Genomic DNA, 23,575 nt, shown 5'->3' with positions numbered 1-23,575 from the left:
CCCCGAGCCCCACGTCCCCGACGCCCAGCCCGAGTCCCACGTCCCCGACGCCCAGCCCGAGTCCGACGTCGCCAAGCCCTTCCCCCACGCCCACACCAACGCCCACCCCCACCCCGACGCCAACGCAAACGCCTGGGGCGTCGCCGGTGCCCTCGACTGCTCCCACGTACCCCGTCCCCACCCCGTCGCCGAGCTCGCCCGGCCTCGACCGCCCGGGCATGCCGAACATCGACGTCCGCGGCAGCACCTTCACCCGAGCGGCCGGCGGCTTCATCACCGAGCACGACGAGCTGGCGAGGGACGCCCGCCGGATTCTCGACGCCATCGCCGCCCTGGGCGACTTCGCCGGCACCGATGAGACGGCGAACACCTTCAAACAGGGCTATTCCACCGCGCTGAAGAAGGCCGAGACGTACGTCAACGCGTTACGCGACGTCTATCCCGGGATCGCCGAACGGCTGGCCGGCATGAAGACCGGCTTCGACATCGCGCACTGGGCGACCATCCAGTCCCTGCCGAAAGTGTCCGACCCACCCAAATACTCGAAGTCGGACGGAAAGCTCAACCCCTGACGTTGTTCGGAGACCCGATGCCCACACCAGACGGCGACGCCCCCTTCCTCGACGAGGAGATGCAGCGCCTTCTCGCCCAGTTCCAGGCCGATCTGCGGCCGCTGCAGGAGCTGCGCGAAAGCCTCGACAACCTCCGCGGCCGCGGCGAGGCGGCCAATGGCCAGGTGAAGGCCGAGGTGCTGCCCAGCGGCACGCTCGGCGGCCTGCGCATCGACCCGCGGGCGATGCGGCTCGGCGCCGACGCGCTGGCGGAGGCGGTGCTCGCCGCCGCGAGCGAGGCCGCCGCGGACCTGACCAAGCGGATGGCCGGGATGATGACGGACGGCCTGACCCCGTTCGCCGACGAGGTCAGGCGTTTCGGCCAGGACTAGCTACGTGGTCCCCGGCGCTCAGTATCCGCGCCAGCGCCTGAACTGGTCCTGGCCCGCGGCGACACCCAGCTTGGCGAGCATCTGCTCCCACGTGGGCAACAGGCTGGCCGGGTCGTCGATCACGTCGCCGGGCCGGTTGAGCGCGTTCGCCGTGGTGGTGAAGATGGAGGACCCGGTGAGGAACACGATGGCGTTCTGCGCCGCCTGGTTCTTCGGCAGCAGGTTGGCGGCCTTGCCGAAATTGGCGGGATCCACATGGTAGAAGACCATGGCCGCGGCGAAGTTCTTCACCATGTACTCGCCCTGGTCGCCCGACGACCCCATGTCCTCGCCTCGCCCCAGCTTGACCCCGTTGACGAGCAGCTGGTCGAGGGCCGTGTAGGCGAGGCTGCCGCCCACGGCGTAGATGAACCGCTTGCCCACCGCGTGATTGAACATCCTGACCAGCAGCCCCGCCTGCTTCTTCCGCATCGCCCAGTTGATCAGCGTCTGGACCTTCCTGTCGATGGCCGGCCAGCAGAAGAACATCAGCAGCTCGAGCCACTGGATCATGGCCATCGTGCGGAGCGCGTGCTGGGTCTGCTCCAGCAGGTCCGCGTAGTCGTCGACCGCGTCGGCCAGCCCGCGCAGGTACGCGGACACGTGCGGCGGGTAGGGCGCGAGATCTTCGCCGAAGTACTTCCTGAAGGCGTCGACTCCCGCGCCGGAGCTGGGCGGACGCCACACCGTTCGCGCGACGTCCTCCACGTCGTCCAGGCTGGTGTCCACCCGCGTGGCCAGCTGCCGCAGCAGGCGCGCGGCCTCGCGCGCCCTGGCGGGGTCGCCGTCGGGATAGACGACGGACAGCATCTGCAGGACCACGGCACCGACGCCGAGGGCGGAGAACGCGAACCCTCCCATCGGAAGGGACTTGGGGGACGGACTCACGTGGCAGACCCTTTCTCCACCGCCAGACATTCCAGGATCATCCGATCATCCTGCAATATCATCGGCCACGCCAACCCCACAGGCGACTCCCGTCCGTCTAGGAGCCGACCCGCCAGGAGTGGAGATAGTCCTCCTGCTCAGGCGTGAGCTCGTCGATGCCGATCCCGGCCGCGGCCAGCTTCAGCTTGGCCACCTCGTGATCGATCTCCTCCGGGACGTCGTAGACGCCGGGATCGAGGCGGGAACGCTCGCCGACCAGCCACGCCACGGCCAGCGCCTGCGCGGAGAACGACATGTCCATGACGGCCGCCGGATGGCCTTCGGCGGCGGTGAGGTTGACCAGCCGCCCCTCGGCGAGCAGCAGCAGCCGCCGGCCGTCGGGCAGCACGTACTCGTCGGTGTTGGGCCGCACCCCGCGGTGCACCTCGGTGGCCAGCTCGTCCAGCGCCCGCACGTCGATCTCCACGTCGAAGTGCCCGGCGTTGGCCAGGATCGCACCGTCCTTCATGACCGACAGGTGCTCGGCCCTGATCACGTCGCGGTTGCCGGTCACGGTGACGAAGAGGTCGCCGAGCATCGCCGCCTGCGCCATGGGCCGGACCTCGTACCCCTGGAGGTTCGCGTCGAGCGCCTTCACGGCGTCGATCTCGGTCACGATCACCCGCGCGCCGAACCCCTTGGCCCGCTCGGCCACGCCCCGCCCGCAGAACCCGAACCCGGCCACGACCACCGTGCGCCCGGCCAGCATGGCGTTGGTGGCGCGCATGATGCCGTCCAGCGTGGACTGCCCGGTGCCGTAGCGGTTGTCGAACATGCGCTTGGTCCGGGTGTCGTTCACCGCCACGACGGGGAACCTCAACGCGCCCTCGGCGGCCATCTGCCGCAGCCGGATGATCCCGGTGGTGGTCTCCTCGCACCCGCCCGTGACGTGTTCGAGCAGGTCGGTACGTTCGGTGTGGAGAATGTTCACCAGGTCGCACCCGTCGTCGAGCACGAGGTCGGGCTCGAGGTCGAGCGCCTGGTGGATGTGCCGGTAGTAGGTGGCCCGATCGACGCCGGCCCGCGCGTGCACGGCGATCCCGTAGGCACGCAGCGCCTCGGCCACGTCGTCCTGCGTGGACAGCGGGTTGGACGCGGCGAGCGCGATCTCGGCCCCGCCCGCCTTCAGGGCCCCCATCAGTACGGCCGTCTCGGCGGTGACGTGCAGGCAGGCGGCGATCTTCAGCCCGTCCAGCGGCCGTTCGACGCCGAACCGCTCTCCGATCGCGGTCAACACCGGCATCGAACGAGCGGCCCAGGAGATCTGCCGCTCGCCACTTTCCCAGAGATCCATGCCAGCCCTTCGAGCGAAGAAGACGGCCAAGAACGCGCGCCGTCACGGCGAGCGACCCGTGAGCCTTCACGACCGGCCATGACGGACGGCCACTGACGTCGGCGCGTGCGGCCCACCGTGCTCCGCCGTAAAAAACCATGGACGGAAAGCTCCGGGAGGCGAGAAACCCCTCCCGGAGCTTGCTGAAAACAAAGATTCAGTACCGGTAGTGGTCGGACTTGTAGGGGCCCTCGACGTGGACGCCGATGTAGGCGGCCTGCTCCTTGGTGAGCTCGGTGAGCTTGACGCCCAGGGCGTCGAGGTGCAGGCGGGCGACCTTCTCGTCCAGGTGCTTGGGCAGCGTGTAGACGCCGATCGGGTATTCGGCCGTCTTCGTGAACAGCTCGATCTGCGCGATCACCTGGTTGGTGAACGAGTTGGACATGACGAAGCTCGGGTGGCCGGTGGCGCAGCCGAGGTTCATCAGGCGGCCCTCGGCGAGGACGATGATCGAGTGGCCGTCGGCGAAGACCCACTCGTCGACCTGCGGCTTGATGTTGTTCTTCGCGATGCCGGGCAGCTTGGCGAGGCCGGCCATGTCGATCTCGTTGTCGAAGTGGCCGATGTTGGAGACGATCGCCTGGTGCTTCATCCTCGCCATGTGGTCGGCGGTGATGATGTTGAAGTTGCCGGTGGCGGTCACGAAGATGTCGGCGATGCCGACGACCTCGTCCAGCGTGGTCACCTGGAAGCCGTCCATGGCCGCCTGGAGCGCGCAGATCGGGTCGATCTCGGTGACGATGACGCGGGCGCCCTGGCCGCGCAGCGCGTCGGCACAGCCCTTGCCGACGTCGCCGTAGCCGCACACCACGGCCACCTTGCCGCCGATGAGCACGTCGGTGGCGCGGTTGAGACCGTCGATGACGGAGTGGCGGCAGCCGTACTTGTTGTCGAACTTGGACTTGGTGACCGAGTCGTTGACGTTGATGGCCGGGAAGAGGAGCTGGCCGTTCTTGTGCATCTCGTAGAGGCGGTGCACGCCGGTCGTGGTCTCCTCGGTGACGCCCTTGATGCTCTCGGCGATCCTGGTCCACCTCTTGTCGTCGCCGACCGTGCGGGTGAGCAGGTCGATGATGACGTGCCACTCCTCCGGGTCGTCGGCGGTGGCGGCCGGCACGGCGCCCGCCTTCTCGTACTCGGCGCCCTTGTGGACCAGCAGCGTGGCGTCGCCGCCGTCGTCGAGGATCATGTTGGGGGCGTCGCCGTCGGGCCAGGTGAGGGCCTGCTCGGTGCACCACCAGTATTCCTCCAGCGTCTCGCCCTTCCAGGCGAACACCGGCACGCCCTGCGGGTCGTCCGTGGTGCCGTTGGGGCCGACGACCACCGCGGCGGCGGCGTGGTCCTGCGTGGAGAAGATGTTGCAGCTGACCCAGCGGACTTCGGCGCCGAGCGCGACGAGCGTCTCGATGAGGACGGCCGTCTGGATCGTCATGTGCAGGGAGCCCATGATCTTCGCGCCGCGAAGGGGCTGGGAGGCCGCGTACTCCTTGCGAATCGCCATGAGGCCGGGCATCTCGTGCTCGGCGAGCCGGATCTCCTTGCGGCCGAAGTCGGCAAGTGAAAGGTCTGCGACCTTGAAGTCCATCGGGTTTCCCCTCGCGTCACTGATGGTTGTCCCGACGAGTTTAGGCGGCCCTTCGAGGGGTGCGCATCTCGGAGCGGTCGAAACTGACGTAAGAATGTAAGAATGCGTATCACGGAGGCCGCGAAGCGGCTCGGCATGTCCCCTCGAATGCTCCGATATCGGGAGGCACTCGGTCTGCTGCCGCCCGTGCGGGAGCAGGGGGCGCACCGGCGGTTCGGGCCCGACGAGCTGGCGGCGGTGGCGCAGGGGGTGGAGCTGGAGAAGCAGTTCGACGTCTCGCCCGCGGAGCTGGCCTTCGCGCTGCGGGTGCTCAGCGAGCCCACGGTGGCGGCGGCCGTCCGCGATCTCGGGGTACGGATCGGGCGGATCCAGGTGCCGCGCCGGGCCCTCGACTTCGAGAAGGAGAAGGCGCTGCGGCTCCTGCGGCCCTCCGGCCGCTGACCCCGTTCAGGCGGCGGGGGCGACGAGTTGCTGGGCCAGCCACGGAAGGGCCTGCGGGAGCTCGCGATTCCAGGTGTTGAAGTTGTGCCCGCCGCTGGGCAGGATCAGCGAGGACGCCCGCATCGGCGGCTTCACCGCGCTCAGGAACCTCATGGTCGCCGGATAGTCGCTCTCCCCCTTCCTGCTGCTGGTGACGAGCACGTTCACGGGCGGCGCGGGCAGGTTGGCCAGCCGCCACATCAGATCGTTGCGCTGTTCGACCGACTTGTCCCCGTGGAACAGGTCACCGGTGGTGCCGTCGACGATCGTCTTGAAGTAGCCCGACTGCGAGACCGCCGCCGCGAACTGGTCGGGATGGCTCATGACGATCTTGAGCGCGCAGTAGCCGCCGGTCGAGCCGCCCAGGATGCCCCACGAGTCCCGGCCCTCCGCCACCCGGTAGTGCGTGGTCATCTCGTGTTTGACGTCGTTCGCGAAGTACGTCTGGACCTGCGGCCCGTTCGGCACGTCCACGCACTCGGTGTCGCGCGGCAGCACCACGCTGGGCCGCATCATGACCAGGACCGTGGGGTTGACCTGGTGCTGGGCGATGGCCTTGGCCATCCGGCCCGGCAGGTCGAGCCGGGTCATGAGGTTGCGCGGGTCACCCGGGTAGCCGGTGAGCGCGATGATCGCGGGGAAGCGCTCCGTGGTGTGCTTCAGGTACGCCGTGGGCAGGAACACGTACGCCTCCTCGCTCAGGCGCGTGGACGGCCCCGGCATGATCACCTGTTCGATCCGCCCGCCCGGCACCGAGCGGGTGCTCAGCACCTGCAGCCCCGAGGCGGCGACCGTGATCGGCGCCGTCGCCGTGTCGGTGCCCAGGAGATCGCTCCAGGAACTGTAGAAGGCGAAGTACTGGTTCACCGCCAGCCCCAGGGCGGCCAGCGTGAACGCCTGGCAGACGGCCAGCGCGCCCACCCGGCCCAGCACGGCGCTCCAGCGCGCCGGGCTCAGCCGCGGCCACAGCCACACCGTCGTCGCCATCGCCGCCACCGCCAGCACCGAGAAGGTGACCAGCAGGCCGATTGAGTTCAGTCCCATGAGGCACGAATACAGGGAGGGCCGTAAGCAGGGAGTTAACATGGAGATTACCCGGCCGGGTCTTCAATCTCGGAGTGTGAAGCGCTCCTGGATTCGTGCCGTGGCCGCCTACGCCTCGCTGGTGGTCGGCCTGCTGGACATCAGCAAGGCGGTGTTCCCCCGCTTCGAGCACAGCCGCATGGGCGAGTGGACGGACCTCTTGCCGGGCATCGTCACGACCTTCGCCAGAGCGTCCTCCCTGGTCGTCGGCATCATGCTCATCATGCTCGCGCACGCGCTGCGCCGCGGGAAGGTGCGCGCCTGGCGCGCGGTCGTGGTGCTGCTCCCGGTGAGCGCCGCCGTGAGCTTCGTCCACCTGCGTCCGGCGTCGGCCGTGATCAGCCTGGCCCTGCTGGCCCTGCTCGTGTGGGGCAGGGGCGAGTTCGCCGCGCTGCCCGACCCGCGCTCGCGCTGGCGCGCCCTGGGCAACCTGCTCGTGCTCGGCGCCATCGACGTGGGCCTCGGCTACCTCATCGTCAGCGCCCGCCCCCACGTGATCGTGGGCCGTCCGAGCGTGCTCGACCGCCTCGAACACGTCCTGCTCGGCCTGGTCGGGATCGAGGGCCCGGTCACGTTCACCGTCGAGCGGGTCTCCGACCTGGTCTACTTCTCCCTGGTCGCGCTCGGCACGCTCACCGCCGTCTCCACGCTCCACCTGGCGCTGCGCCCCGAACGCCCGGCCGCCGAGCTCACCGAGGACGACGAGCGGCGCCTGCGCGCCCTGCTCGCCCAGCACGGCGAGCGCGACTCGCTCGGCTACTTCGCGCTGCGGCGGGACAAGAGCGTGCTGTTCTCCCCTTCGGGGAAGGCGGCCATCGCCTATCGCGTCGTGTCCGGGGTCATGCTGGCCAGCGGCGACCCGATCGGCGACCGCGAGGCGTGGCCGGCGGCGATCAAGGTGTTCATGAACGAGGCCAGGCGGCACGCCTGGGTGCCGGCCGTCATCGGCTGCGGCGAGACCGGCGGCGAGGTGTGGACGCGCGAGGCCAGGCTGTCCGCGCTGGAGATCGGCGACGAGGCCATCGTCGACGTCGCCGACTTCACGCTGGAGGGCCGCGCCATGCGCAACGTCCGCCAGATGGTCAACAGGACCGAGCGGAACGGCTACACCTGCCACGTGCGCCGCACCGCCGACCTGACCGCCCAGGAGCGTGAACGCGTCCAGCAGGCGGCCGACTCCTGGCGCGGCACCGAGACCGAGCGCGGCTACTCCATGGCGCTCGGGCGCCTCGGCGACCCGGCCGACTCCCAGTGCCTGGTGGCCACCGCCCACAAGGACGGCGAGCTCAAGGCCGTGCTGCACTTCGTGCCGTGGGGGCCGCACGGCATCTCGCTCGACCTGATGCGGCGCGACCGGGGCGCCGATCCGGGGCTCAACGAGTTCCTGATCGTCAAGACCCTCCAGGCCGCGCCCGCCCTGGGCATCACGCAGGTCTCACTGAACTTCGCCATGTTCCGCGCGGTCCTGGCCCGCGGGGAGCGCCTCGGGGCCGGACCGGTGCTGCGGGCCTGGCGGGCGTTGCTGATCTTCCTGTCGCACTGGTTCCAGATCGAGTCGCTCTATCGGTTCAACGCCAAGTTCCGGCCGATCTGGGAGCCGCGCTTCGTGGTCTATCCGAACGCCCGCGACCTGCCCCGCATCGGGGTCTCGGCGTTGCAGGCCGAGGCGTTCATCACCCTGGGCCGGCCCCGCAGGCCCCGGCTGCGCCTGCCGCGCCTGCGCCCGGCCCAGCTCACGTCGTAAGAGCTCTAGGAGGTGGAGGTGCTGCTGCGCAGGCGGTCCAGGTCGGGCTCCAGGTAGATCACGCGGGCGATCGGCACGGCCTCGCGGATGCGTCGCTCGGCCTCGTCGATGCCCTTCGCGACCTCGGCCGCCGTGTCGTTGTACTCGACCGCGATCTTGGCCGCCACCAGCAGCTCCTCGGGGCCCAGGTGCAGCGTGCGCATGTGGATGACCCTGGCCACCTCGGGCGAGCCCTCCAGCGCGGAGCGGATCTGGGCCTCCATCTCGGGGGTGGCACCCTCGCCGACCAGCAGCGACTTGGTCTCCATGGCCAGCACCACTGCGATCACGGCCAGCAGCACGCCGATCATCAGGGTGCCGACGCCGTCCCATTCGCCCCTGCCGGTGATGACCGCCATCGTCACGCCGAACAGCGCGAAGATCAGACCGAGCAGCGCGCCCAGGTCCTCCAGGAGGATGACCGGCAACTCGGGCGACTTGGACCGGCGGACGAAGGAGACCCACGACTGCTTGCCGCGTACCTGGTTCGACTCCTTGATGGCCGTGCGGAACGAGAAACCCTCGGCGATGATCGCGAAGATCAGCACCGCGAACGCCCAGATCGGCGCCTCCACCGGCTCCGGAGCGGAGAGCTTGTGGATGCCCTCGTAAATCGAGAACGCCGCGCCGATCGTGAACAGCACGACGGCCACCACGAAGGCGTAGAAGTAGCGTTCGCGGCCGTAGCCGAACGGGTGTTCCTTCGTGCTGGCCCTGGCCGCCCGCTTGCCGCCGATCAGCAGCAGCACCTGGTTGCCCGAGTCGGCGACCGAGTGAATGCCCTCCGCCAGCATGGAGGACGACCCGGTGAAGAACGCGGCCACGAATTTGGACACGGCGATTGCCAGGTTCGCGGTCAAGGCCGCAATGATCGCTTTAGTACCGCCGCTCGCGCTCACCGGTCTTCTCCACTCATAAAGATCATATACAAAGGCCTGAAAAGGGATCCTATTGCGAAATCCTGGCCTTCAGCTCACTGATCGCTGACACAGGGGTGGGATCGATGGCATATCCCAGCGCCAGATACGTGCTCGCGTAGTCGCCGAGCGCGATCAGCGTGGCCATCCGTTCCAGCGGATGCTCGCCCTCCGCCGACAGCTCCGTCACCGGCACGTCGCGCTCGCGCGCCAGCCGTACCGACGTCTCGCGCCGCCGCGCGACCTGCGGCTGCTCCTCGACGTCGCGCAGCACGACGAGCCGGAGCGTGCGCCCGGCGGTGTCGGCGAAGATGTCGCGCTCGGCCAGCGGCCCGTCGAAGACCTCGACCTGGTTGTGGGCGGCCTCGGGCAGCTCGCCGTGGACGGCGGGGTATTTGGCGTTGGTGTTGAGCTGGCAGGCCAGCCGGTACGCCGCCACCGTCGCCACCGGCGACGACCCCCAGATCATCGGCACGCTCTCGGCCAGATCCATGGCGAGCGACTTGCCCGGGTTGATGAACGACTCGCTGGACGGCCGGCACCGGTGCGCCATGTCCTCCAGCGCCTTGGCCACCCGTTCGAACAGGTCGGCGTCGGCCTGCACGAGCCGCAGCGCGGCGGCGGCCACGATGACCGGCGCGGCCAGCAGCCAGAGGTTCGCTCTGGACGGGCCGGTGACCGGCACCGGCACGTAGATCGCCGAGGCCTGGGTGGCCACGGCCTCCAGCGGGGAGCCGGGGGCGCCCACGCCGAGCAGCGTGCATCCGCGCCGCACCGCCTGGGTGGCGACGGACACCGTCTCCTCGGCGTCGCCGGAGCCGGACACGGCCACGACCAGGTCGGCGGCGCCCACCCAGCCGGGGAGCTGGTAGGAGCGCAGCGGCACGATCGGCAGCGGCGCGCCGTTGCCGACGATCGCCGCCAGGATGTCGCCGACGATGCCCGAGCCGCCCATGCCCGCGACCACGATGGCGCGCGGGCGCCCGTGGTCGGCCAGGCGGTCGACGCGGGTCTCGACCGCGGTGCGGTAGCCGGTGCGTACGTGCGCCGCCGAGGAGGCGACCGCCGGCAGCATCCCGCCGGGATCCGCCTCGCTGAGGTGACGCTGGTCGTCGAGCCGCTCCGGCTCCCAGGTCACGGCTTCCTGGCCTCGTCGACGAGCAGGACGGGGATGTCATCCCGTACCGGATAGATCAGGCCGCAGCCCGTGCAGACCAGCTCCTCGGCCTCGTTCTCGGCACGCAAGGCGGCCTTGCACGCCGGACAGGCCAGGATCTCCAGCAGCCAGTCGTCGATCTTCACTCTGACACCCTTCCCACGATGGCGAGGACCTCGTCCCTGATCGCCCTCATTGTGCTCTCGTCGGCCGCCTCGGCGTTCAGCCTGAGCAGCGGCTCGGTGTTGGACGCCCGCAGATTGAACCACCAGCCCGGCCCGGTCACGGTCAGCCCGTCGAGCTCGTCGAACTCCCCCCGCGCCGCGAACGCCTCCCGCACCCGCCGCAGCGCGTCGCCCTGGTCCGCCACGGCGCTGTTGATCTCGCCGGAGGCGTGGTAACGCGAGTAGACCTCCACCACCTCCGACAGCGGGCGCTCCTGCTCGCCCAGCGCGGCCAGCACGTGCAGCGCCGCCAGCATCCCGGAGTCGGCGAACCAGAAGTCGCGGAAGTAGTAGTGGGCCGAGTGCTCGCCGCCGAACACGGCTCCCGTACGGGCCATCTCGGCCTTGATGAACGAGTGCCCGACGCGCGTGCGCACGGGCACCCCGCCCTGCTCGCGCACGATCTCGGGAACGGCCGAAGACGTGATCAGGTTGTGAATGATCGTCGAACCGGGATGCTTGGCCAGCTCCCGCGTCGCGACCAGCGCCGTGACGGCCGACGGCGAGACCGACCGCCCCTGCTCGTCGATCACCCAGCACCGGTCGGCGTCACCGTCGAACGCCAGCCCGAGGTCCGCCTCGCCCGCGACCACGGCCCGCTGGAGATCGACGAGGTTCTGCGGCTCGATCGGGTTGGCCTCGTGGTTGGGGAAGTTGCCGTCCAGCTCGAAGTAGAGCGGCGTCAGCTCGATCGGCAGCCCCTCGAACACGGCCGGTACGGTGTGCCCGCCCATGCCGTTGCCCGCGTCGACGACCACCTTGAGCGGCCTGATGCGCGACAGGTCGACGAGCGTGCGCAGGTGGTCGGCGTAGCCCTGCAGCAGGTCCTTCTCGATCACCGACCCGCCGGGCGCGGCCGGGACGCCCACCAGCTCGGCGGCCCGGTCACGGATGTCAATGAGCCCCGTGTCACCGCCGATCGGCACCGCACCGGCTCGGCACATCTTCATGCCGTTGTAGCGGGCGGGGTTGTGGCTGGCGGTGAACATCACCCCGGGCAGCCCCAGGCTGCCGCTCGCGTAGTAGAGCAGATCGGTGGAACCCAGCCCGGCGTGCACCACGTCGGCGCCACGCGAACGGGCGCCTCTGACGAACGCCTCTGCCAGCGGAACCGAGGACTCGCGCATGTCGTGCGCGACCACGATCGACTCGGCACCTGTCACCTCGACGAAGGCCGCCCCCACGGCCTCGGCGGTCGGCTCGTCGAGCTCGTCGGGCACCACTCCGCGAACGTCGTACGCTTTGAAGATCTTGGCGAGGTCGCCCACTCTCCAGCTCCGCCCTTGGGTCGCTTCTCCGGCGTAATCGAGCCTACCGGTCGCGGTGCTGCTGAGCCGACCTCAGAACGCGCAGGTGCCCCCTGCGACCGACCTCCACGCCCTGACCGACCGGCTCACCGCCGCCGGGCGGCGTGGGCCGCGCGGCCTCCCTGACCGCGTTGGCCAGCGCCTCGAGGTCGTCGGAGCTGGGGGAGGCGCCGTCCGTCGGCAGCCGTACCACCTCCCAGCCTCGGGGAGCGGTCAGCCGCTCGGCATGTTCGGCGCACAGGTCGTAACAGTGTGGCTCCGCGTACGTCGCCAGGGGGCCGAGAACAGCGGTCGAGTCGGCGTATACGTACGTGAGCGTGAAGACGGCAGGCTGACTGCAGGCGGTGCGGGAACAGCGGCGGACGGGGCTCACGGAGGGACCGTATCTGGTAAGTGTGCCAGGCGCCACTATCTGAGCGCTCTTAACGAGCGTGTCGCCACAATTCGGACACCTGTCGCAGCCTTTCCACCCACATGCCCCGAAGACACCGGCCATCCGGACCTTGGGGGATCACGCAGAGGTGGTGAGCGGTGACGCTTCCTCAGAGCCTAAGGGGATCCGCGCGCGGTGGGGAGCGGCAACGCCGCACCGGCCCCCCGAGAGATCACACGCCCCGCCCCACACCCCCGAACGCCGGGGAACCTCACGCGACCGAACGCCGGGGACCCACCACCGAACACCGGGGAACCTCACGCCACCGAACACCGGGACCCACTACCGAACGCCGGGGAACCTCACGCCACCGAACACCGGGACCCACTACCGAACGCCGGGGAACCTCACGCCACCGAACACCGGGACCCACTACCGAACGCCGGGGGACCTCACGCCACCGAACACCGGGAGCACGGCCGACGCCCCCGCGCCGCAGGACTGACCCCAGGACCTCTCACGGTGCCGCCAACCACCCAGAACCTCGGAACATCACCCAGAGGCGCGGAGAGGTGACACCATTCCTCAGAATCGACAGTCCATCCCCGTACACTTGCTTGCGTGACACAGAAGCGCGGTCCCAGACGGCGCGATCGCCACGGTCGTGGCCTCCGCGGCCCGCTCGCTCCCTCCCACGTGCCCATGGCGAAGTCCCGGAGCGAGCGCTTCGACGACCTCGTGCTGGACGCGGTCGACCGCCTCCGCCCCCGCTGGGAGCGCCAGCTGTCGGCGGTGGAGTTCGCGGTGGAGGAGGTCCCTCCGCTGAGCGAGCTCGGCGACGGCCCGAGCCTGGGCACCGACCCGATCCCCTTCGGCCGCGCCGATGCCGCAACCGGCCAGAACCCGGCGTCGATCGTGGTCTACCGCCGCCCGCTGGAAGCCCGCGCCAGAGACCGCGACACCCTGGGCGCCATGGTCCACGACACGGTGGTGGAACAAGTGGCCACCCTCCTGGGCCTCTCCCCTGAAACCGTCGACCCCGGCTACGACGACCGCCGCTGACCCCGTACGGGCGCTTCCGGGCAAACAGCATGGACCTCCGCTGAGCGAGGCGCTTCGCGCTCCCCGGCCCTGATCGCTTTCCACCATGAATGATCTTTGACCAGCGCGGCCCAGGGCCCGGACGCTTGATCCCAAGCGGCCGAGGAGAAATGAGTCGCGAGAGCGCGGATGAGGGCCGTAACGTCACACTCTATGAGGTTGCTCTCCGTCAATATCGGCAGACCCCGGCCCAACCCCTGGAAGGGCCTGGGCGCGACGGGCATCGACAAGCGGCCCGTTTCCGGCCCGGTCGCCGTGAGCGCCCCTGGCCCGAAGGGCACCGGTGAGGTCGGTCTCGCCGGCGACCGGGTGTACGACGTGAAGCATCACGGCGGCGTTCACCAGGCCGTCTACGCCTACGCCCGCGAGGACCTCGACACGTGGCAGGCCGAGCTGGGCAGGCCGCTCGCAAACGGCGTCTTCGGGGAGAACCTCACGACCCAGGGCCTGGACGTCAATGGTGCCCTGATCGGTGAACGTTGGCGGATCGGGCCGGAGGTCGTCCTGGAGGTGTCGTGCGCGCGGATCCCGTGTGGGACCTTCCAGGGCTGGCTGGAGCGTGACGGCTGGATCAAGCGTTTCACAGAGGCTGCCCGGCCGGGCGCGTACCTGCGCGTGATCGAGCCGGGCGACATCAGCGCCGGCGACCCGGTCGAGATCGTGCACCGGCCCGATCACGACGTGACCGTCGCGCTCGTCTTCCGTGCGATGACCCTGGAGCCGGAACTACTGCCGCGGCTGCTGGTCGCCGACGCACTGCCTCCAGAGGAGAAGGAATCGGCCCGCAGACGCTCCGCATAGAGGTCGTCTTCAGGAGATCGCCGACGGGGGTGGGGGTAGGGCGAGCCCCGCTCTACGGACGGGGTTCGACTCCGCCAGGCCCTCCAGTCGGAGTTGGCTCCACCCGGCCCGAATCGATGCCGACAGCCCCAGTGAGATCGGCACCGCTGAGGTCCGCTCCCGAAAGATTTGAGCCGGTCAGGTCGGCGTTCCGCAGAATGGCCCCGGCGAAAGTAGCGGCCGTGAGGTCGCATCCGGTCAGGATCGCGCCCTCAAGGTTGGAGTCGGCGAAGCAGAACCGGCTCAGGTCATGCCCGGCCAAGTCGGCCCCCCGTAGATCGATCTTCTCCAGTTCGATGCTGTCGCCCGGAAGGACCATCGTTCGCCGGCTGAGCACCGCCATCGCCGCACCGATGTCGTCGCGCAGCCCTCCGTGATAGCGCTTGCGTTCAAGATCGACCTCCTGCGTCGGGCGGCTTGGCGGCCAGGGAGCGTGCAGCCGCACAAAGGAGGCCAGCAGGGCGGCAGCGTGACCGCGATAGTGCGGCGCGGCAGACGCGATCTGCTCCATGGCGTAGACACCGCCCATCCGGGTTCCGACGTGATCGCTCGCCAACTGCTCGATGGCCTTCGTGAACAGATCGATGAACTGTCCCTCCCTGCTGACCCGGATCTGGCGCAGCGTCATCACCGCGCCCAGCGCAACACTCCCCAGCGCCACCAGCGCGGCCAACCCCTGCAGCAAGGTCACCCGCACGTCGTTGACCGCTTTGAGCCGGTCGCCGGCCGAAAACCCGGTCGCTGCGCCCTCAAGGTCGTGCCGGACAATCCAGGAGGGAAGAAAGAAGACGCATGCGACGACCAGGACACCCACAACGACCACGATCAGAGTCGCCAAGACAGCGCGCCGCTTCACACCTGGACGCATGACGGCACCACCCTGTGGACAACCCCGAAGTTGCTCGCTAACGCAGGTTCCTCACCGAACCCCATGACCGTCATGGCTGCCATCCTCCCTCGGTCAGATCACGGCGACGCTGTCCGCGAGGCGCGCGGTAGGCAGATCCACCGGGCTCCTCCAGGCGACCGCGATGACCTCTTCGAGCTGCGGCGTGATGCGAGTGTCCGCGGCCCAGAAGGCAAAGCGGAAGTCGGCGTGCAGGTGTGCGGGCTCGCCTTTGGGGGAACCGGCCGGGATCTCGTGAACGTCGATGTCCACGGGGGTGATGTCGTGCGCAGACAGGGAGATGGCGTGCCGCCAGGCAACCCCGGTCTCTTCCTCCAACTCGCGTAGCGCCGCCCCGTACAGGCTGCTGTCCCCTGGCTCGACGTGGCCGCCGGGCAGCAGCCAGCGGTCCAGCACACGATGGTGGATCATCAGCACCTGGCCGCCGGCATCGACGGCGGCGGCACTGCACGTGACATGGAGCGGGAAAGTGCTGCGCGATGCCAGGTCGCGCTGGGTGTCCAGGGCCTCGCTCAGGAGGTGGACGTCAGCAGCGCGGTCGGGGTGGACGGCAAGGTAGCGCCTCAGAACAGCACTGATCTCCTCACGAGTGACGGTCATGACACCCATAGAAGTTGGCCGGTCAGGCGGCCGCAATCGACTGCCGGACTTCGGCGGAAACCTCCCACCTGTCCCATGGAGACGACGGGGTCGGATCCGCCGCCCGGATCGGTTGCCGTCCTCTGGACCGCAGAGACTGGAGATGAACCAAAGGTCGCACCCCCTACAGCCCGTTACTTGATCCGTTCCAGCAGGTGAATGGTGACGCTGTCCCCAGGCCCCTTCCCGATCAGCTCCCGTACGTCGTTCTTCACCGGCAGCTTGTGCGTGCCGTCCCCCAGAGCCATGAACGAACTCCGGAACGGGTGACCGTCGATAATCCCCCGGATCTTCACCAGTCCCCGGGTGCCGAAGAACTCGGCGGACCCGGGCATCACGACGTACGTCCACCCGCCCTTGTTCGGGCTCTTCACCAGCGTGGCGGTGAACTCCTTGTCGAGCTCCTGGACCACGTCATCCGCTCGCGTGACACCACTCATCGCAGGTTCCCCTCTCCGCTATTCGACGATCTCGAGGCCGTTGCCGTCCGGGTCACGAAGGACGAACATCGGCGGGACGCCCTGCCAGCGCAGCAGCTCGTCCACGTCGGCCCCGCGCGCCACCAGCTCCTTGTGCAGGGACGCCGCGTCCGCCGTGCCGAGCCGGATGCCCGTCTCGACCCCGACCGCCGTCCCGGGAGCCGCCAAGATCAGCGCGATCGTGGTCGTCGCTCCCTGCGGCGCCACCTCGATCCATCGCGCGCCGAGCTGCTCGACGGGCGCGTCCAGCCGCTTCTCCAGCCCCAGTGTGCCCACGTAGAACTCGACGGCACGGTCCTGGTCGGTGACGGGGACGCCGACGGTCCTGACGCCGGTGACCCCGGCACTCACTTGCTCGCCCACTTCGGGCCCCCTGTCGTTCGGTTCACCCGGTTGGACTCGCGAACCGCCCGAAACTCATCGCGGAACGTCGAGGTGAAATGACGCGAGCGCTGAGCTGTACAGTTCCAGGGCTTGCCGGGCCTCTCGGAGTTCCTCGCGGAGATGGGCCACAGGATGGGGGGCGCCCTGATCGGTGGAGAGATCGCGGCCCTGGTGGCCGCCGTCGTACCTGTCGACGAGCAGGTGCAGAGCAGGATGACGCGGCTAGGCCAGAAGGTCCCAGCTCAGCCCTCCAGAGCCGTTCAGGGATACCCACTGCCGGTCCCCCGTCACCGTGATGGTGAACGAGGACTGGTTCGGCTTCCCGGCCTCCAACCAGGTCGTGAGAGCTCGCTCGGCCTCGTCCCACAGCCGGTGTGGTCCCTGCTGATGGACCAGCCACCGCCCGTCGCCGATGGGCCTGACGTCGGCATGCGAGCCGCTGCCCGGGTCATCCAATGTCAGGATCTTCCCGGCCCAGGCGTGCTGCGCGTGCGGGACGGCGAGCTGAGCCACGAACAACGCCGTGTCGTCCGTCAGCAATGACGGATCGGTGCTGGTGTGGCTCACGTCGCCGACGCCGAGTTCGATGACCTCCAGGGGTGGGGCGGCGTGCGGTCTGGCCGGCATGAAGTACACGCTGCGGGCCAGGAACCGTCCGCTCGCCGTGCCGTCACCGGAAACCTGGAGGTGGGCGAACGCGGCTCCTCCGGTCCAGCCGAGCATGGGTGTGGTGATCGTCCCGCTGTCGCGGACCTGCGTCACCCAATCGTGCGGAATGGTACGTACAGCGCAGGTCGCAATGAGCCGGTCGTAAGGGGCATTGTCCGGATAACCGTGCAGCCCGTCGCCCCGCACGAGGGTGGGCGCGTATCCGGCGATCGCGAGCGCTGTCTTGGCACGGTCGGCGATCTGCGGGTCGTACTCGATCGAAGTGACGGCGCCGCTGCCGAGCCGGTGGCACATGAGCGCGGTGGAGTACCCGGTGCCGGTGCCGATCTCCAGCACCTTGTCGCCCTCGCTGATCCCGGCGATCCTGAGCATCCGCACGACCAGGCTCGGCAGCGTGGACGACGACGTGGGCCGTTTGACGGGCACCGGCTCACGCGGGGCCTCCTCGGCCGTGACTCCCGCGACCTGAGTCACCCAGGTCGTATCGCGGTAGACGAGCTTCAGCCACTGCGTGCGAGTCATCTCCGATTTGTGCACGGGTGTCCAGCCGTCCATGTCGTCTCGGTAGACGGCGGCTCCCATGAACACCTCGCGCGGCACCGCCTCGATCGCCGCGCGCCAGTCTCCGGCGTCGATCGTGGCAGCGAGATCGGCGCGAAGCTCGGCAGCGAGGTCGTTCACGAGGCCCATCCTTCCAGCAGGGTGTCGGCGAACGCGGCGGCGATCGCGTCCGCGTCGGGCAGCCATCCCCACTGCCCGTTGGGGTTGCACTCGATGAACGTCCACTGGTGGCCGCCGGTGATCTTCTGCAGGGCGAAGTCGAAACAGCCGAAAGCGAGCCCGAACCTGTCTAGGTAGACGCGTGCTGCGGCCTGGACGGTTCGGGGGACCTGGATGGGGGTGTGGCGGAGTGTCGCCCAGTCGGTGGCCCGCCAGTCGAGTACGCCGTCCTGGTTGGTGATCTCCTGGGCGAACACCCGGTCACCGATCACGGTCACGCGGGCGTCGGACGTCTTGGGGATCTCGGCCTGGAACAGGTGGGCGGTGATGGCCACCCGATCATCCACGTCGGCCGCATCGATGCGCTGCGTCCAGATCGCGGCGACCTCGCCGCCCGGCGCCGAAGGCACGCCGCGAAACGACTTGTAGATGACGGGCGCGTGCTGTTCGGCGAATGCGCGGACCGCGTCGAGATCGTTGGTGATGAGCGTGGGCGGCACGCGGAAACCCGCGTCCACCGCCGTCCGCAGTTGGGCGGGCTTGATCTCGGCCAGGTCGTTCGCGGCGGGATGGTTGACGTACCGGCAGGCAGGCAACGCGGCCAGGAGACCTTTCACGCCTTGCCGTGCCTCAGCCATCGCGAACTCCCGCGCCTGCGGCTCCAGGTCGTGGAAGCGCCACAGCGACGGGCGGCGGTGGTACACCGCGCGCACGTCCTTGAGCGCGACATCGCGAGTCGGGGTTCGCAGCCAGCCGTCCCACCTTGTCGCCGGACCGGCACCGATCTGCGCGCCGACCACCAGACCGGGGCCGATGTCAGCCGGATCCACCCGGGCGACGTTCACGTCGCGCTCGTTCAGCTTGGCGATGACCAGGTTGGCGGTGACGTCTTCCGCGCAGGTGACGACCATGACGGTGCCCGGGGAGGATCGCACGTGTTCTAGTCCGCTTCTCTGTCGGTGGGTGAGTCGTCGGGTCGTAGCGGGGCGTTCGTTTCGCCGTCGTGCGGGCGGCTCTCGGAGACCGTGGCGAAGGTCCTGTTCGTCCCGTCGCCCTTGGCGTCGATCGGCTCACCGTGCTCGTCGAGGAACACGGTGAGCTGGGTGCCGGGGTCGAGCCGGGTGTCGGCCCAAGGCTGCGGAGCTTGCGGCAGATGCGGTGTGGCTCGGGTCAAGCCCCACGGCTTCAGGGGCGCCTGAGTAGTCATACGGAAGATGGCTCCTTTGTGAGGTGGTGGTGCTGTACCTGCGAGGCCGTCGCCGGCTCGATGAATTCGAGTTCGCGCGGCAGCGTTGCGATCCAACGCCACCGGCATTCGAGCGGGCCGTCCGGCTCGCAGAACGGATGAGCGATGTTGGGGTCCAACGCTGCTCCTACAGCTCGCGGACAGACAGGGACAGCGGTGTTTGCTCGCCGCCCCACGCCCGGGGGACACCCGGCGACCGGCACCGCTCTTCGAGCATGGCCGGCCCCGGCACGGCTGGATACGACCTGCTGTCGCACTTCTGTTGCATTTCCGTAGTCGCTCGGTACCTCTGCGTGCTTCCATCTCCGTGAAGGGAGCAGCGACGTGACGACCGTGCATGAGTGGACCGGCCGCGAAGCGCACGCACTTCGTCTTGCTTTGCGGATGAGTGTGCGGACGTTCGCCCAGCATCTCGGCGTGGCTCCCCGCACCGTGGCGAAGTGGGACCAGCTCGGCCCCACCACCCGGCCGCGCCCCGACACCCAGGCCATCCTGGACACCGCGCTCACACGCGCTGACTCGGCTGCCCACCTGCGGTTCGAGACGCTGCTACTGGAACGCGGCCACGATGAGGGTCAAGGGCTGCGAGTCGCCCGTGTGGGACCACGGGCCTGGGACTACGAGACATGGAGCGACGACCTCGACCGGGCCGTAGTCGCGCTCAGCCGCCAGAGTTTCGGCCACGCCGCCGAACTGCTGAACCGATGGCTCACCCGCCACACCCCCCACTCTCTGGACGACAAGGGCCTGTACCTGTTCGCACGATCCACGACACTGCTCGGCGATCTCCAACGCGACCAGGGCGCAGTCGCCGGTCCTCTGTCCGCCCGCCGCTCCTACCTCAACGCCCGCTCTGTCTACAGCCAGCTCGACATCCCTCGCCGCATCGCCCAACTCGACCTATCGCTGGCAGTGGTGGCCGAGATGTCGGGACGGTTGGACGAAGCAGCCAAGGAGTATGAGGCGCTGGCGGTGGATGACCGGCTCTCACCACGCGACCGCGCGCGAGCCCGGCTGTGGGTTGGCACCGCCTTGAGCAAGAACGGCCAGAACGACTACGCCGCCCGCCTGATGACAACCGCCATCCGCGAGTTCGAGAGCCTCGGCGAAGCCGAGGACTGGTCCGTCGCACAGCAGAAACTCGCCCTGGCCCATCGCGGCGCCGGGAACCTCTCGGAGGCGCTACGCCTGATCGACCTCGCCCGCGCCACCGCCGTCACCGATGCGCCCATACAGCGGGTCCGGCTGGACACCGCCTACGGGCACATTCTGCTCTCGGACCGGGCCACCGTGGATGATGGGCTGATGTTCCTCGACCGTGCCGCGCGCGAGGCGGCACAGCATGGGCTCGCCCACCAACTGCGAAGTATCGAGGGCATCCAGCGGACCATCCAGAGGGAGATCCGTCTTCCTCTGCCCGGCGATCAGGGAGCAGCCAAGTGAGCGTCAAGCAGCAGGTCATCACCGACGAGCAGTGGCGGCACGCACGAACCGTCTGGGACTACCACCAGATGCACCACGACCTGCGCCGGTGTGATGTGGCCATCGGCCTGGGCAGCCACGATCTGGGAGTTGCGCGTGCGGCAGTCGAGCTGTACCGCGCCGGCTGGTTTCCGTTGCTCGTCTTCTCTGGCGCCACCAGCCCCACCACCGCGCACCGCTTCCCCCGGGGCGAGGCCGTCCACTACCGCGAGCACGCGCTCGAACTCGGCTTGCCTGAAGAAGCGATCCTGCTGGAACCGAACGCCACCAACACCGGCCAGAACATCGCCCTTTCCCGCCGGGTGCTGCTCGACGCCGGCATCCGGCCCGGGTCGGTGCTCCTGATCTCCAAGCCGTACATGGAGCGCCGGGCGTACGCCACGGCGCGCAAAGTGTGGCCAGAGGTCGAGGTGGTGTGCGCCTCCGAGCCGCTTGAGCTGGACGACTACGTCAGCTCGATCGGCGATCCGAAATTGGTCATCGACATGCTCGTCGGCGACCTCCAGCGCGTGATCGAGTATCCCGAGCTCGGCTACGCCATCGAGCAGCCCGTCCCAGGAGAGGTCCATGACGCCTACCAGGCTCTCCTCCACGCCGGATTCGACAGCAGGCTCCTTACACCCTGACCTGCCGTACGGCGAGGTGTGCGCGATCCACCAACCCAACCTCTTCCCTCGGCTCGCGACCTTGGCCAAGCTGTTCACCGCCGACTACTGGATCGTCCTGGACGACGTGCAGTTCGCCCGGCGCGACTACCAGCACCGCGCGCTCCTCGCCTCGCTCGACGGGCCGTGGCAGCCGCAGTGGCTCTCGATCTCCACCCATCTGCCACACGGCCGCTCCACCTCCATCCACGAAGCGCTCCTGGCTGATCCCGCCCATTGCCGACGCCGCGTCGCCCAGCTCCTTGCCGACCACTACCGGCGCAGCGCTCACTGGCCGCCGTTCAGGCGGCGGCTCGAACCCGTGCTGGCCGCGTTCGGAAGAACGGATCGGCTGGCGGACGTTACGGAGCTGTCCACGCGCCTGCTGCTGGAGGAGGTCGGGTGGCCGGGGCGGGTTCTACACAGCAGTGATCTGCTCACGCGGGGTGCCCGGTCGCAGCGCCTGGCCGATCTCGCCTGGTTGACCGGCGCGACCACCTACCTGTGCGGGACCGGGGGCATGCGATATCTGGACCCGGCCGCCTTCCGGGTTCGCTCGATCGAGGTCCTCCCGTTTGTGACCCCTGCATCGGGCATCTGGGCGACCTCCCGGGAAATGAGCGCCGTACATGCCCTGATGGTCGCCGGGCCATGTGCCCTGAGACGGGAGTTGGAGGCTCTGCGTGGACGAGTCCTGGCGGGAGACCCTTGATTTGGCCTCCGGCGCTGCCGAGCTTCCTCGTCGATTTCGAGATCAGTTCACCTCGGATCGTTCCGCCGCCAACCAACCCCTGTAGTCCCCGAACGGCCGACGCCGGGGAGCGCGAGGGGCTGGAAAGCCCCTCGCCGGGGGTGTGGGGGCTGGCCCCCACAGGGCGCTGCCCGGAGCCGATCCGCGCGAAGCGCCTCGTATTGCGGAGGCCCATGCAGTTCCGCCCGGGGCCCCTATGGCGTCACCACGTTGGGGGTGTCGGTCAAGGGTGGGAGGAGGGTCCATAGGCGGGAAGGGGCCAATGGCTGGGTGGTGAGGAGGAGGCCGGATTTCAGGGGGTCCTCGATCACTCGCGCGCCGTAGACCTCCCCCGTGACCGGCGTGACCGTCAGCGCGTAGTCTCCCTTCGGTTTCAGTTTGACGTTCTTGGTGCGGCCCGCCGGTATCGACACCTCGAACGGCTCGTCCGGCCGGCCCTTCTCGGGGATCACCTGGATCCGTACCTTGCCGGGGCCGCCGACGGCCGTGAGGATCAGCTTCGAGCCCGGGCCGTTGCGGGCCACCGTGCTGCCCAGGTCCAGTGCGGGGGTGCCGGCGGTGAAGGCGACGTCCGAGCGTCCGCCCGTGCCCGTGATGACGAGGCCGGCCACGATCGGGGTGGGTGAGGTGAGGACCAGGGCCGCCGAGGAGCCGCCGATGCCCGTGGTGACGTCCAGGGAGGCCACGCTGCCGGCGGGCACGTCCAGGGTCTCGCGGCCCTTCATGGCGTACTCGGCGTCCTCGCTCACCGCCTTGATCCGCACCTGGGCGTCGTTCTCGCCGGGGGCGGCGACCAGGAGTTCGCGGCGGCCGCCGCCGCCGGGGAGGCCGGGTACGACGACGCGGGTGGCGGGCGGGGCGGCGGCGGGGAGCCAGTCGACGCCGCCGGTTTCGAGGGTGGTCCTGGCGGCGACGGCGAGGCGGCCGAAGGCGGTGGTGACGCTCACGGCCATGATGTCCGCCGACGGGGCGATGGTCTTGAGGTCGATCTCGCGGTGTTCGCCGGGCGCGATCTCCAGGCCGATGCCCTTGTCGCCCGAGATGGGGCCTTCCGCCGCGTAGACCTGTACGTCCGCCAGGGCCGGCGCCTTGTCGGCGTTCGTGAGGTGCAGGCGGACGTCGGCGTTGGCGGGGCCGGGGCCCACCAGCCAGGTCGCGGGGGCGGGCTCGGTGCAGCGCACGCCCGCGAGGCCGCGGCCGGCGCCCTGGGTGGCGCGGGTGAGGTAGCCGGCCTCCAGCCCGCCGGGGCCTTTCGTCACGTACGGCTTGGCGTCGCGCATCGGCTCATGGGTGAGCGTGCCGGGCAGGTGGACGCTGACCCGCTCGCCCTTGGCTCCGGGGCACACCGCGGTGACCGACTCGACGGCGACCTTCCTGGGTTGCGGGGCGGCGGCCGCCGGAGGGGTCGGCCTGGTGACGTACGCGACGCCGTACAGGGCCGCGAGTGCCACGACGACCAACGCCGGCAGCCCGAACCGGTTCTCCACGAACGCCTTCATCGCCCACCCGCCACGTTCACGGCGACTGCGCGCGGCGTCTGTCTTCATCGCCCACCCGCCACCT

At 69.3% G+C, this 23,575-nt stretch carries 27 protein-coding genes; 9 read left to right on the top strand and 18 right to left on the bottom strand.

Going from position 1 to position 23,575, the window contains the following annotated elements; translation table 11 throughout:
* The first annotated feature begins 146 nt into the window (after window positions 1-146).
* Together HD596_RS20670 and HD596_RS20665 are read left to right on the top strand one after the other, a co-directional pair.
* Window positions 147-572 carry a hypothetical protein gene (locus tag HD596_RS20670; RefSeq protein WP_185070986.1) on the top strand — a complete coding sequence of 142 codons (426 nt, stop codon included), beginning with the start codon at window positions 147-149 and terminating at the stop codon, window positions 570-572.
* Between the two features lie 17 nt (window positions 573-589).
* Complete coding sequence (locus HD596_RS20665) at window positions 590-943, top strand: YbaB/EbfC family nucleoid-associated protein (RefSeq protein WP_185070985.1); 354 nt, start codon at window positions 590-592, stop codon at window positions 941-943.
* An 18-nt stretch (window positions 944-961) separates the two neighbouring features.
* Here the strand turns inward: HD596_RS20665 and HD596_RS20660 are convergent, their stop codons facing one another.
* The 3 genes from HD596_RS20660 to ahcY all read right to left on the bottom strand — a co-directional run bounded on the left by HD596_RS20660 (window position 962) and on the right by ahcY (window position 4,827).
* On the bottom strand, window positions 962-1,870 hold the full coding sequence (locus HD596_RS20660) for a hypothetical protein (RefSeq protein WP_185070984.1): 909 nt from the start codon (window positions 1,868-1,870) through the stop codon (window positions 962-964).
* A 97-nt stretch (window positions 1,871-1,967) separates the two neighbouring features.
* Complete coding sequence (locus tag HD596_RS20655; protein ID WP_185070983.1) at window positions 1,968-3,203, bottom strand: adenosylhomocysteinase; 1,236 nt, start codon at window positions 3,201-3,203, stop codon at window positions 1,968-1,970.
* Window positions 3,204-3,399: 196 nt separating this feature from the next.
* On the bottom strand, window positions 3,400-4,827 hold the full coding sequence (ahcY, locus tag HD596_RS20650; RefSeq protein WP_185070982.1) for an adenosylhomocysteinase: 1,428 nt from the start codon (window positions 4,825-4,827) through the stop codon (window positions 3,400-3,402).
* 102 nt (window positions 4,828-4,929) lie between these two features.
* On the opposite strand from ahcY, the gene HD596_RS20645 reads away from it, so the two are divergent.
* Window positions 4,930-5,268 carry a MerR family transcriptional regulator gene (locus HD596_RS20645; protein ID WP_185070981.1) on the top strand — a complete coding sequence of 113 codons (339 nt, stop codon included), beginning with the start codon at window positions 4,930-4,932 and terminating at the stop codon, window positions 5,266-5,268.
* Between the two features lie 6 nt (window positions 5,269-5,274).
* Here HD596_RS20645 and HD596_RS20640 read toward each other — a convergent pair whose 3' ends face one another.
* Entirely contained in the window at window positions 5,275-6,351 is a 1,077-nt protein-coding gene (locus HD596_RS20640; RefSeq protein WP_185070980.1) for an alpha/beta hydrolase, read from the bottom strand.
* A gap of 76 nt (window positions 6,352-6,427) precedes the next feature.
* Here HD596_RS20640 and HD596_RS20635 point away from each other — a divergent pair, with 76 nt between their 5' ends.
* Window positions 6,428-8,134, top strand: a complete 1,707-nt coding sequence (locus tag HD596_RS20635; protein ID WP_221519421.1) for a phosphatidylglycerol lysyltransferase domain-containing protein — start codon at window positions 6,428-6,430, stop codon at window positions 8,132-8,134.
* Between the two features lie 5 nt (window positions 8,135-8,139).
* Here the strand turns inward: HD596_RS20635 and HD596_RS20630 are convergent, their stop codons facing one another.
* The 5 genes from HD596_RS20630 to HD596_RS20610 are packed head-to-tail and all read right to left on the bottom strand — an operon-like array spanning window position 8,140 to window position 12,150.
* Window positions 8,140-9,072 carry a cation diffusion facilitator family transporter gene (locus tag HD596_RS20630; RefSeq protein ID WP_185070978.1) on the bottom strand — a complete coding sequence of 311 codons (933 nt, stop codon included), beginning with the start codon at window positions 9,070-9,072 and terminating at the stop codon, window positions 8,140-8,142.
* Between the two features lie 49 nt (window positions 9,073-9,121).
* Entirely contained in the window at window positions 9,122-10,228 is a 1,107-nt protein-coding gene (locus HD596_RS20625) for an SIS domain-containing protein (RefSeq protein WP_313044626.1), read from the bottom strand.
* Window positions 10,225-10,392: a Trm112 family protein gene (locus tag HD596_RS20620; RefSeq protein ID WP_185070977.1), complete on the bottom strand. Its 168-nt coding sequence runs from the start codon at window positions 10,390-10,392 to the stop codon at window positions 10,225-10,227. The genes HD596_RS20625 and HD596_RS20620 overlap by 4 nt, the downstream gene beginning before the upstream one ends.
* Complete coding sequence (locus HD596_RS20615; RefSeq protein ID WP_185070976.1) at window positions 10,389-11,738, bottom strand: phosphomannomutase/phosphoglucomutase; 1,350 nt, start codon at window positions 11,736-11,738, stop codon at window positions 10,389-10,391. Before HD596_RS20615 ends, HD596_RS20620 begins: the two co-directional genes overlap by 4 nt.
* 43 nt (window positions 11,739-11,781) lie before the next feature.
* Window positions 11,782-12,150: a DUF3499 domain-containing protein gene (locus tag HD596_RS20610; protein WP_185070975.1), complete on the bottom strand. Its 369-nt coding sequence runs from the start codon at window positions 12,148-12,150 to the stop codon at window positions 11,782-11,784.
* Window positions 12,151-12,852: 702 nt separating this feature from the next.
* Between HD596_RS20610 and HD596_RS20605 the strand changes: the two genes are divergently transcribed.
* Together HD596_RS20605 and HD596_RS20600 are read left to right on the top strand one after the other, a co-directional pair.
* Entirely contained in the window at window positions 12,853-13,212 is a 360-nt protein-coding gene (locus HD596_RS20605) for a metallopeptidase family protein (protein WP_221519419.1), read from the top strand.
* Between the two features lie 192 nt (window positions 13,213-13,404).
* Window positions 13,405-14,052 carry an MOSC domain-containing protein gene (locus HD596_RS20600; protein ID WP_185070973.1) on the top strand — a complete coding sequence of 216 codons (648 nt, stop codon included), beginning with the start codon at window positions 13,405-13,407 and terminating at the stop codon, window positions 14,050-14,052.
* A 52-nt stretch (window positions 14,053-14,104) separates the two neighbouring features.
* Here the strand turns inward: HD596_RS20600 and HD596_RS20595 are convergent, their stop codons facing one another.
* The 8 genes from HD596_RS20595 to HD596_RS20560 form a co-directional block, all read right to left on the bottom strand.
* Window positions 14,105-14,905 (bottom strand): pentapeptide repeat-containing protein, encoded by an 801-nt coding sequence (locus HD596_RS20595; RefSeq protein WP_221519418.1) that lies wholly within the window; start codon window positions 14,903-14,905, stop codon window positions 14,105-14,107.
* A gap of 147 nt (window positions 14,906-15,052) precedes the next feature.
* Entirely contained in the window at window positions 15,053-15,598 is a 546-nt protein-coding gene (locus HD596_RS20590; protein WP_185070971.1) for an NUDIX hydrolase, read from the bottom strand.
* Between the two features lie 173 nt (window positions 15,599-15,771).
* The gene (locus HD596_RS20585) at window positions 15,772-16,077 is read right to left on the bottom strand and encodes a DUF1905 domain-containing protein (protein WP_185070970.1); all 306 of its coding nucleotides are present in this window, start codon (window positions 16,075-16,077) and stop codon (window positions 15,772-15,774) included.
* Between the two features lie 18 nt (window positions 16,078-16,095).
* On the bottom strand, window positions 16,096-16,479 hold the full coding sequence (locus HD596_RS20580) for a VOC family protein (protein ID WP_185070969.1): 384 nt from the start codon (window positions 16,477-16,479) through the stop codon (window positions 16,096-16,098).
* Window positions 16,480-16,722: 243 nt separating this feature from the next.
* A complete protein-coding gene (tgmC, locus tag HD596_RS20575) occupies window positions 16,723-17,859 on the bottom strand; it encodes an ATP-grasp peptide maturase system methyltransferase (RefSeq protein ID WP_246554664.1) in 1,137 nt (378 codons plus the stop codon).
* The gene (tgmB, locus tag HD596_RS20570; RefSeq protein ID WP_313044625.1) at window positions 17,847-18,824 is read right to left on the bottom strand and encodes an ATP-grasp ribosomal peptide maturase; all 978 of its coding nucleotides are present in this window, start codon (window positions 18,822-18,824) and stop codon (window positions 17,847-17,849) included. Before tgmB ends, tgmC begins: the two co-directional genes overlap by 13 nt.
* A 5-nt stretch (window positions 18,825-18,829) precedes the next feature.
* On the bottom strand, window positions 18,830-19,096 hold the full coding sequence (gene tgmA, locus HD596_RS20565; protein ID WP_185070967.1) for a putative ATP-grasp-modified RiPP: 267 nt from the start codon (window positions 19,094-19,096) through the stop codon (window positions 18,830-18,832).
* On the bottom strand, window positions 19,093-19,254 hold the full coding sequence (locus HD596_RS20560) for a hypothetical protein (protein WP_185070966.1): 162 nt from the start codon (window positions 19,252-19,254) through the stop codon (window positions 19,093-19,095). The genes tgmA and HD596_RS20560 overlap by 4 nt, the downstream gene beginning before the upstream one ends.
* A 205-nt stretch (window positions 19,255-19,459) precedes the next feature.
* Here HD596_RS20560 and HD596_RS20555 point away from each other — a divergent pair, with 205 nt between their 5' ends.
* Genes HD596_RS20555 through HD596_RS20545 form a run of 3 tightly spaced genes read left to right on the top strand, consistent with a single transcriptional unit; the run spans window position 19,460 to window position 21,973 of the window.
* The gene (locus HD596_RS20555; protein ID WP_185070965.1) at window positions 19,460-20,578 is read left to right on the top strand and encodes a hypothetical protein; all 1,119 of its coding nucleotides are present in this window, start codon (window positions 19,460-19,462) and stop codon (window positions 20,576-20,578) included.
* Window positions 20,575-21,243: a YdcF family protein gene (locus tag HD596_RS20550; RefSeq protein WP_313044624.1), complete on the top strand. Its 669-nt coding sequence runs from the start codon at window positions 20,575-20,577 to the stop codon at window positions 21,241-21,243. The genes HD596_RS20555 and HD596_RS20550 overlap by 4 nt, the downstream gene beginning before the upstream one ends.
* Entirely contained in the window at window positions 21,185-21,973 is a 789-nt protein-coding gene (locus tag HD596_RS20545; RefSeq protein ID WP_185070964.1) for a WbqC family protein, read from the top strand. The genes HD596_RS20550 and HD596_RS20545 overlap by 59 nt, the downstream gene beginning before the upstream one ends.
* Window positions 21,974-22,206: 233 nt before the next feature.
* On the opposite strand, the gene HD596_RS20540 is transcribed toward HD596_RS20545, so the two are convergent.
* Window positions 22,207-23,559, bottom strand: a complete 1,353-nt coding sequence (locus tag HD596_RS20540) for a DUF5719 family protein (protein WP_246554654.1) — start codon at window positions 23,557-23,559, stop codon at window positions 22,207-22,209.
* Window positions 23,560-23,575: the final 16 nt, after the last annotated feature.

This window comes from Nonomuraea jabiensis (assembly GCF_014204795.1).
Taxonomy (GTDB): Bacteria; Actinomycetota; Actinomycetes; order Streptosporangiales; family Streptosporangiaceae; genus Nonomuraea; species Nonomuraea jabiensis.
This window is presented reverse-complemented; position numbering and strand designations above follow the sequence as displayed.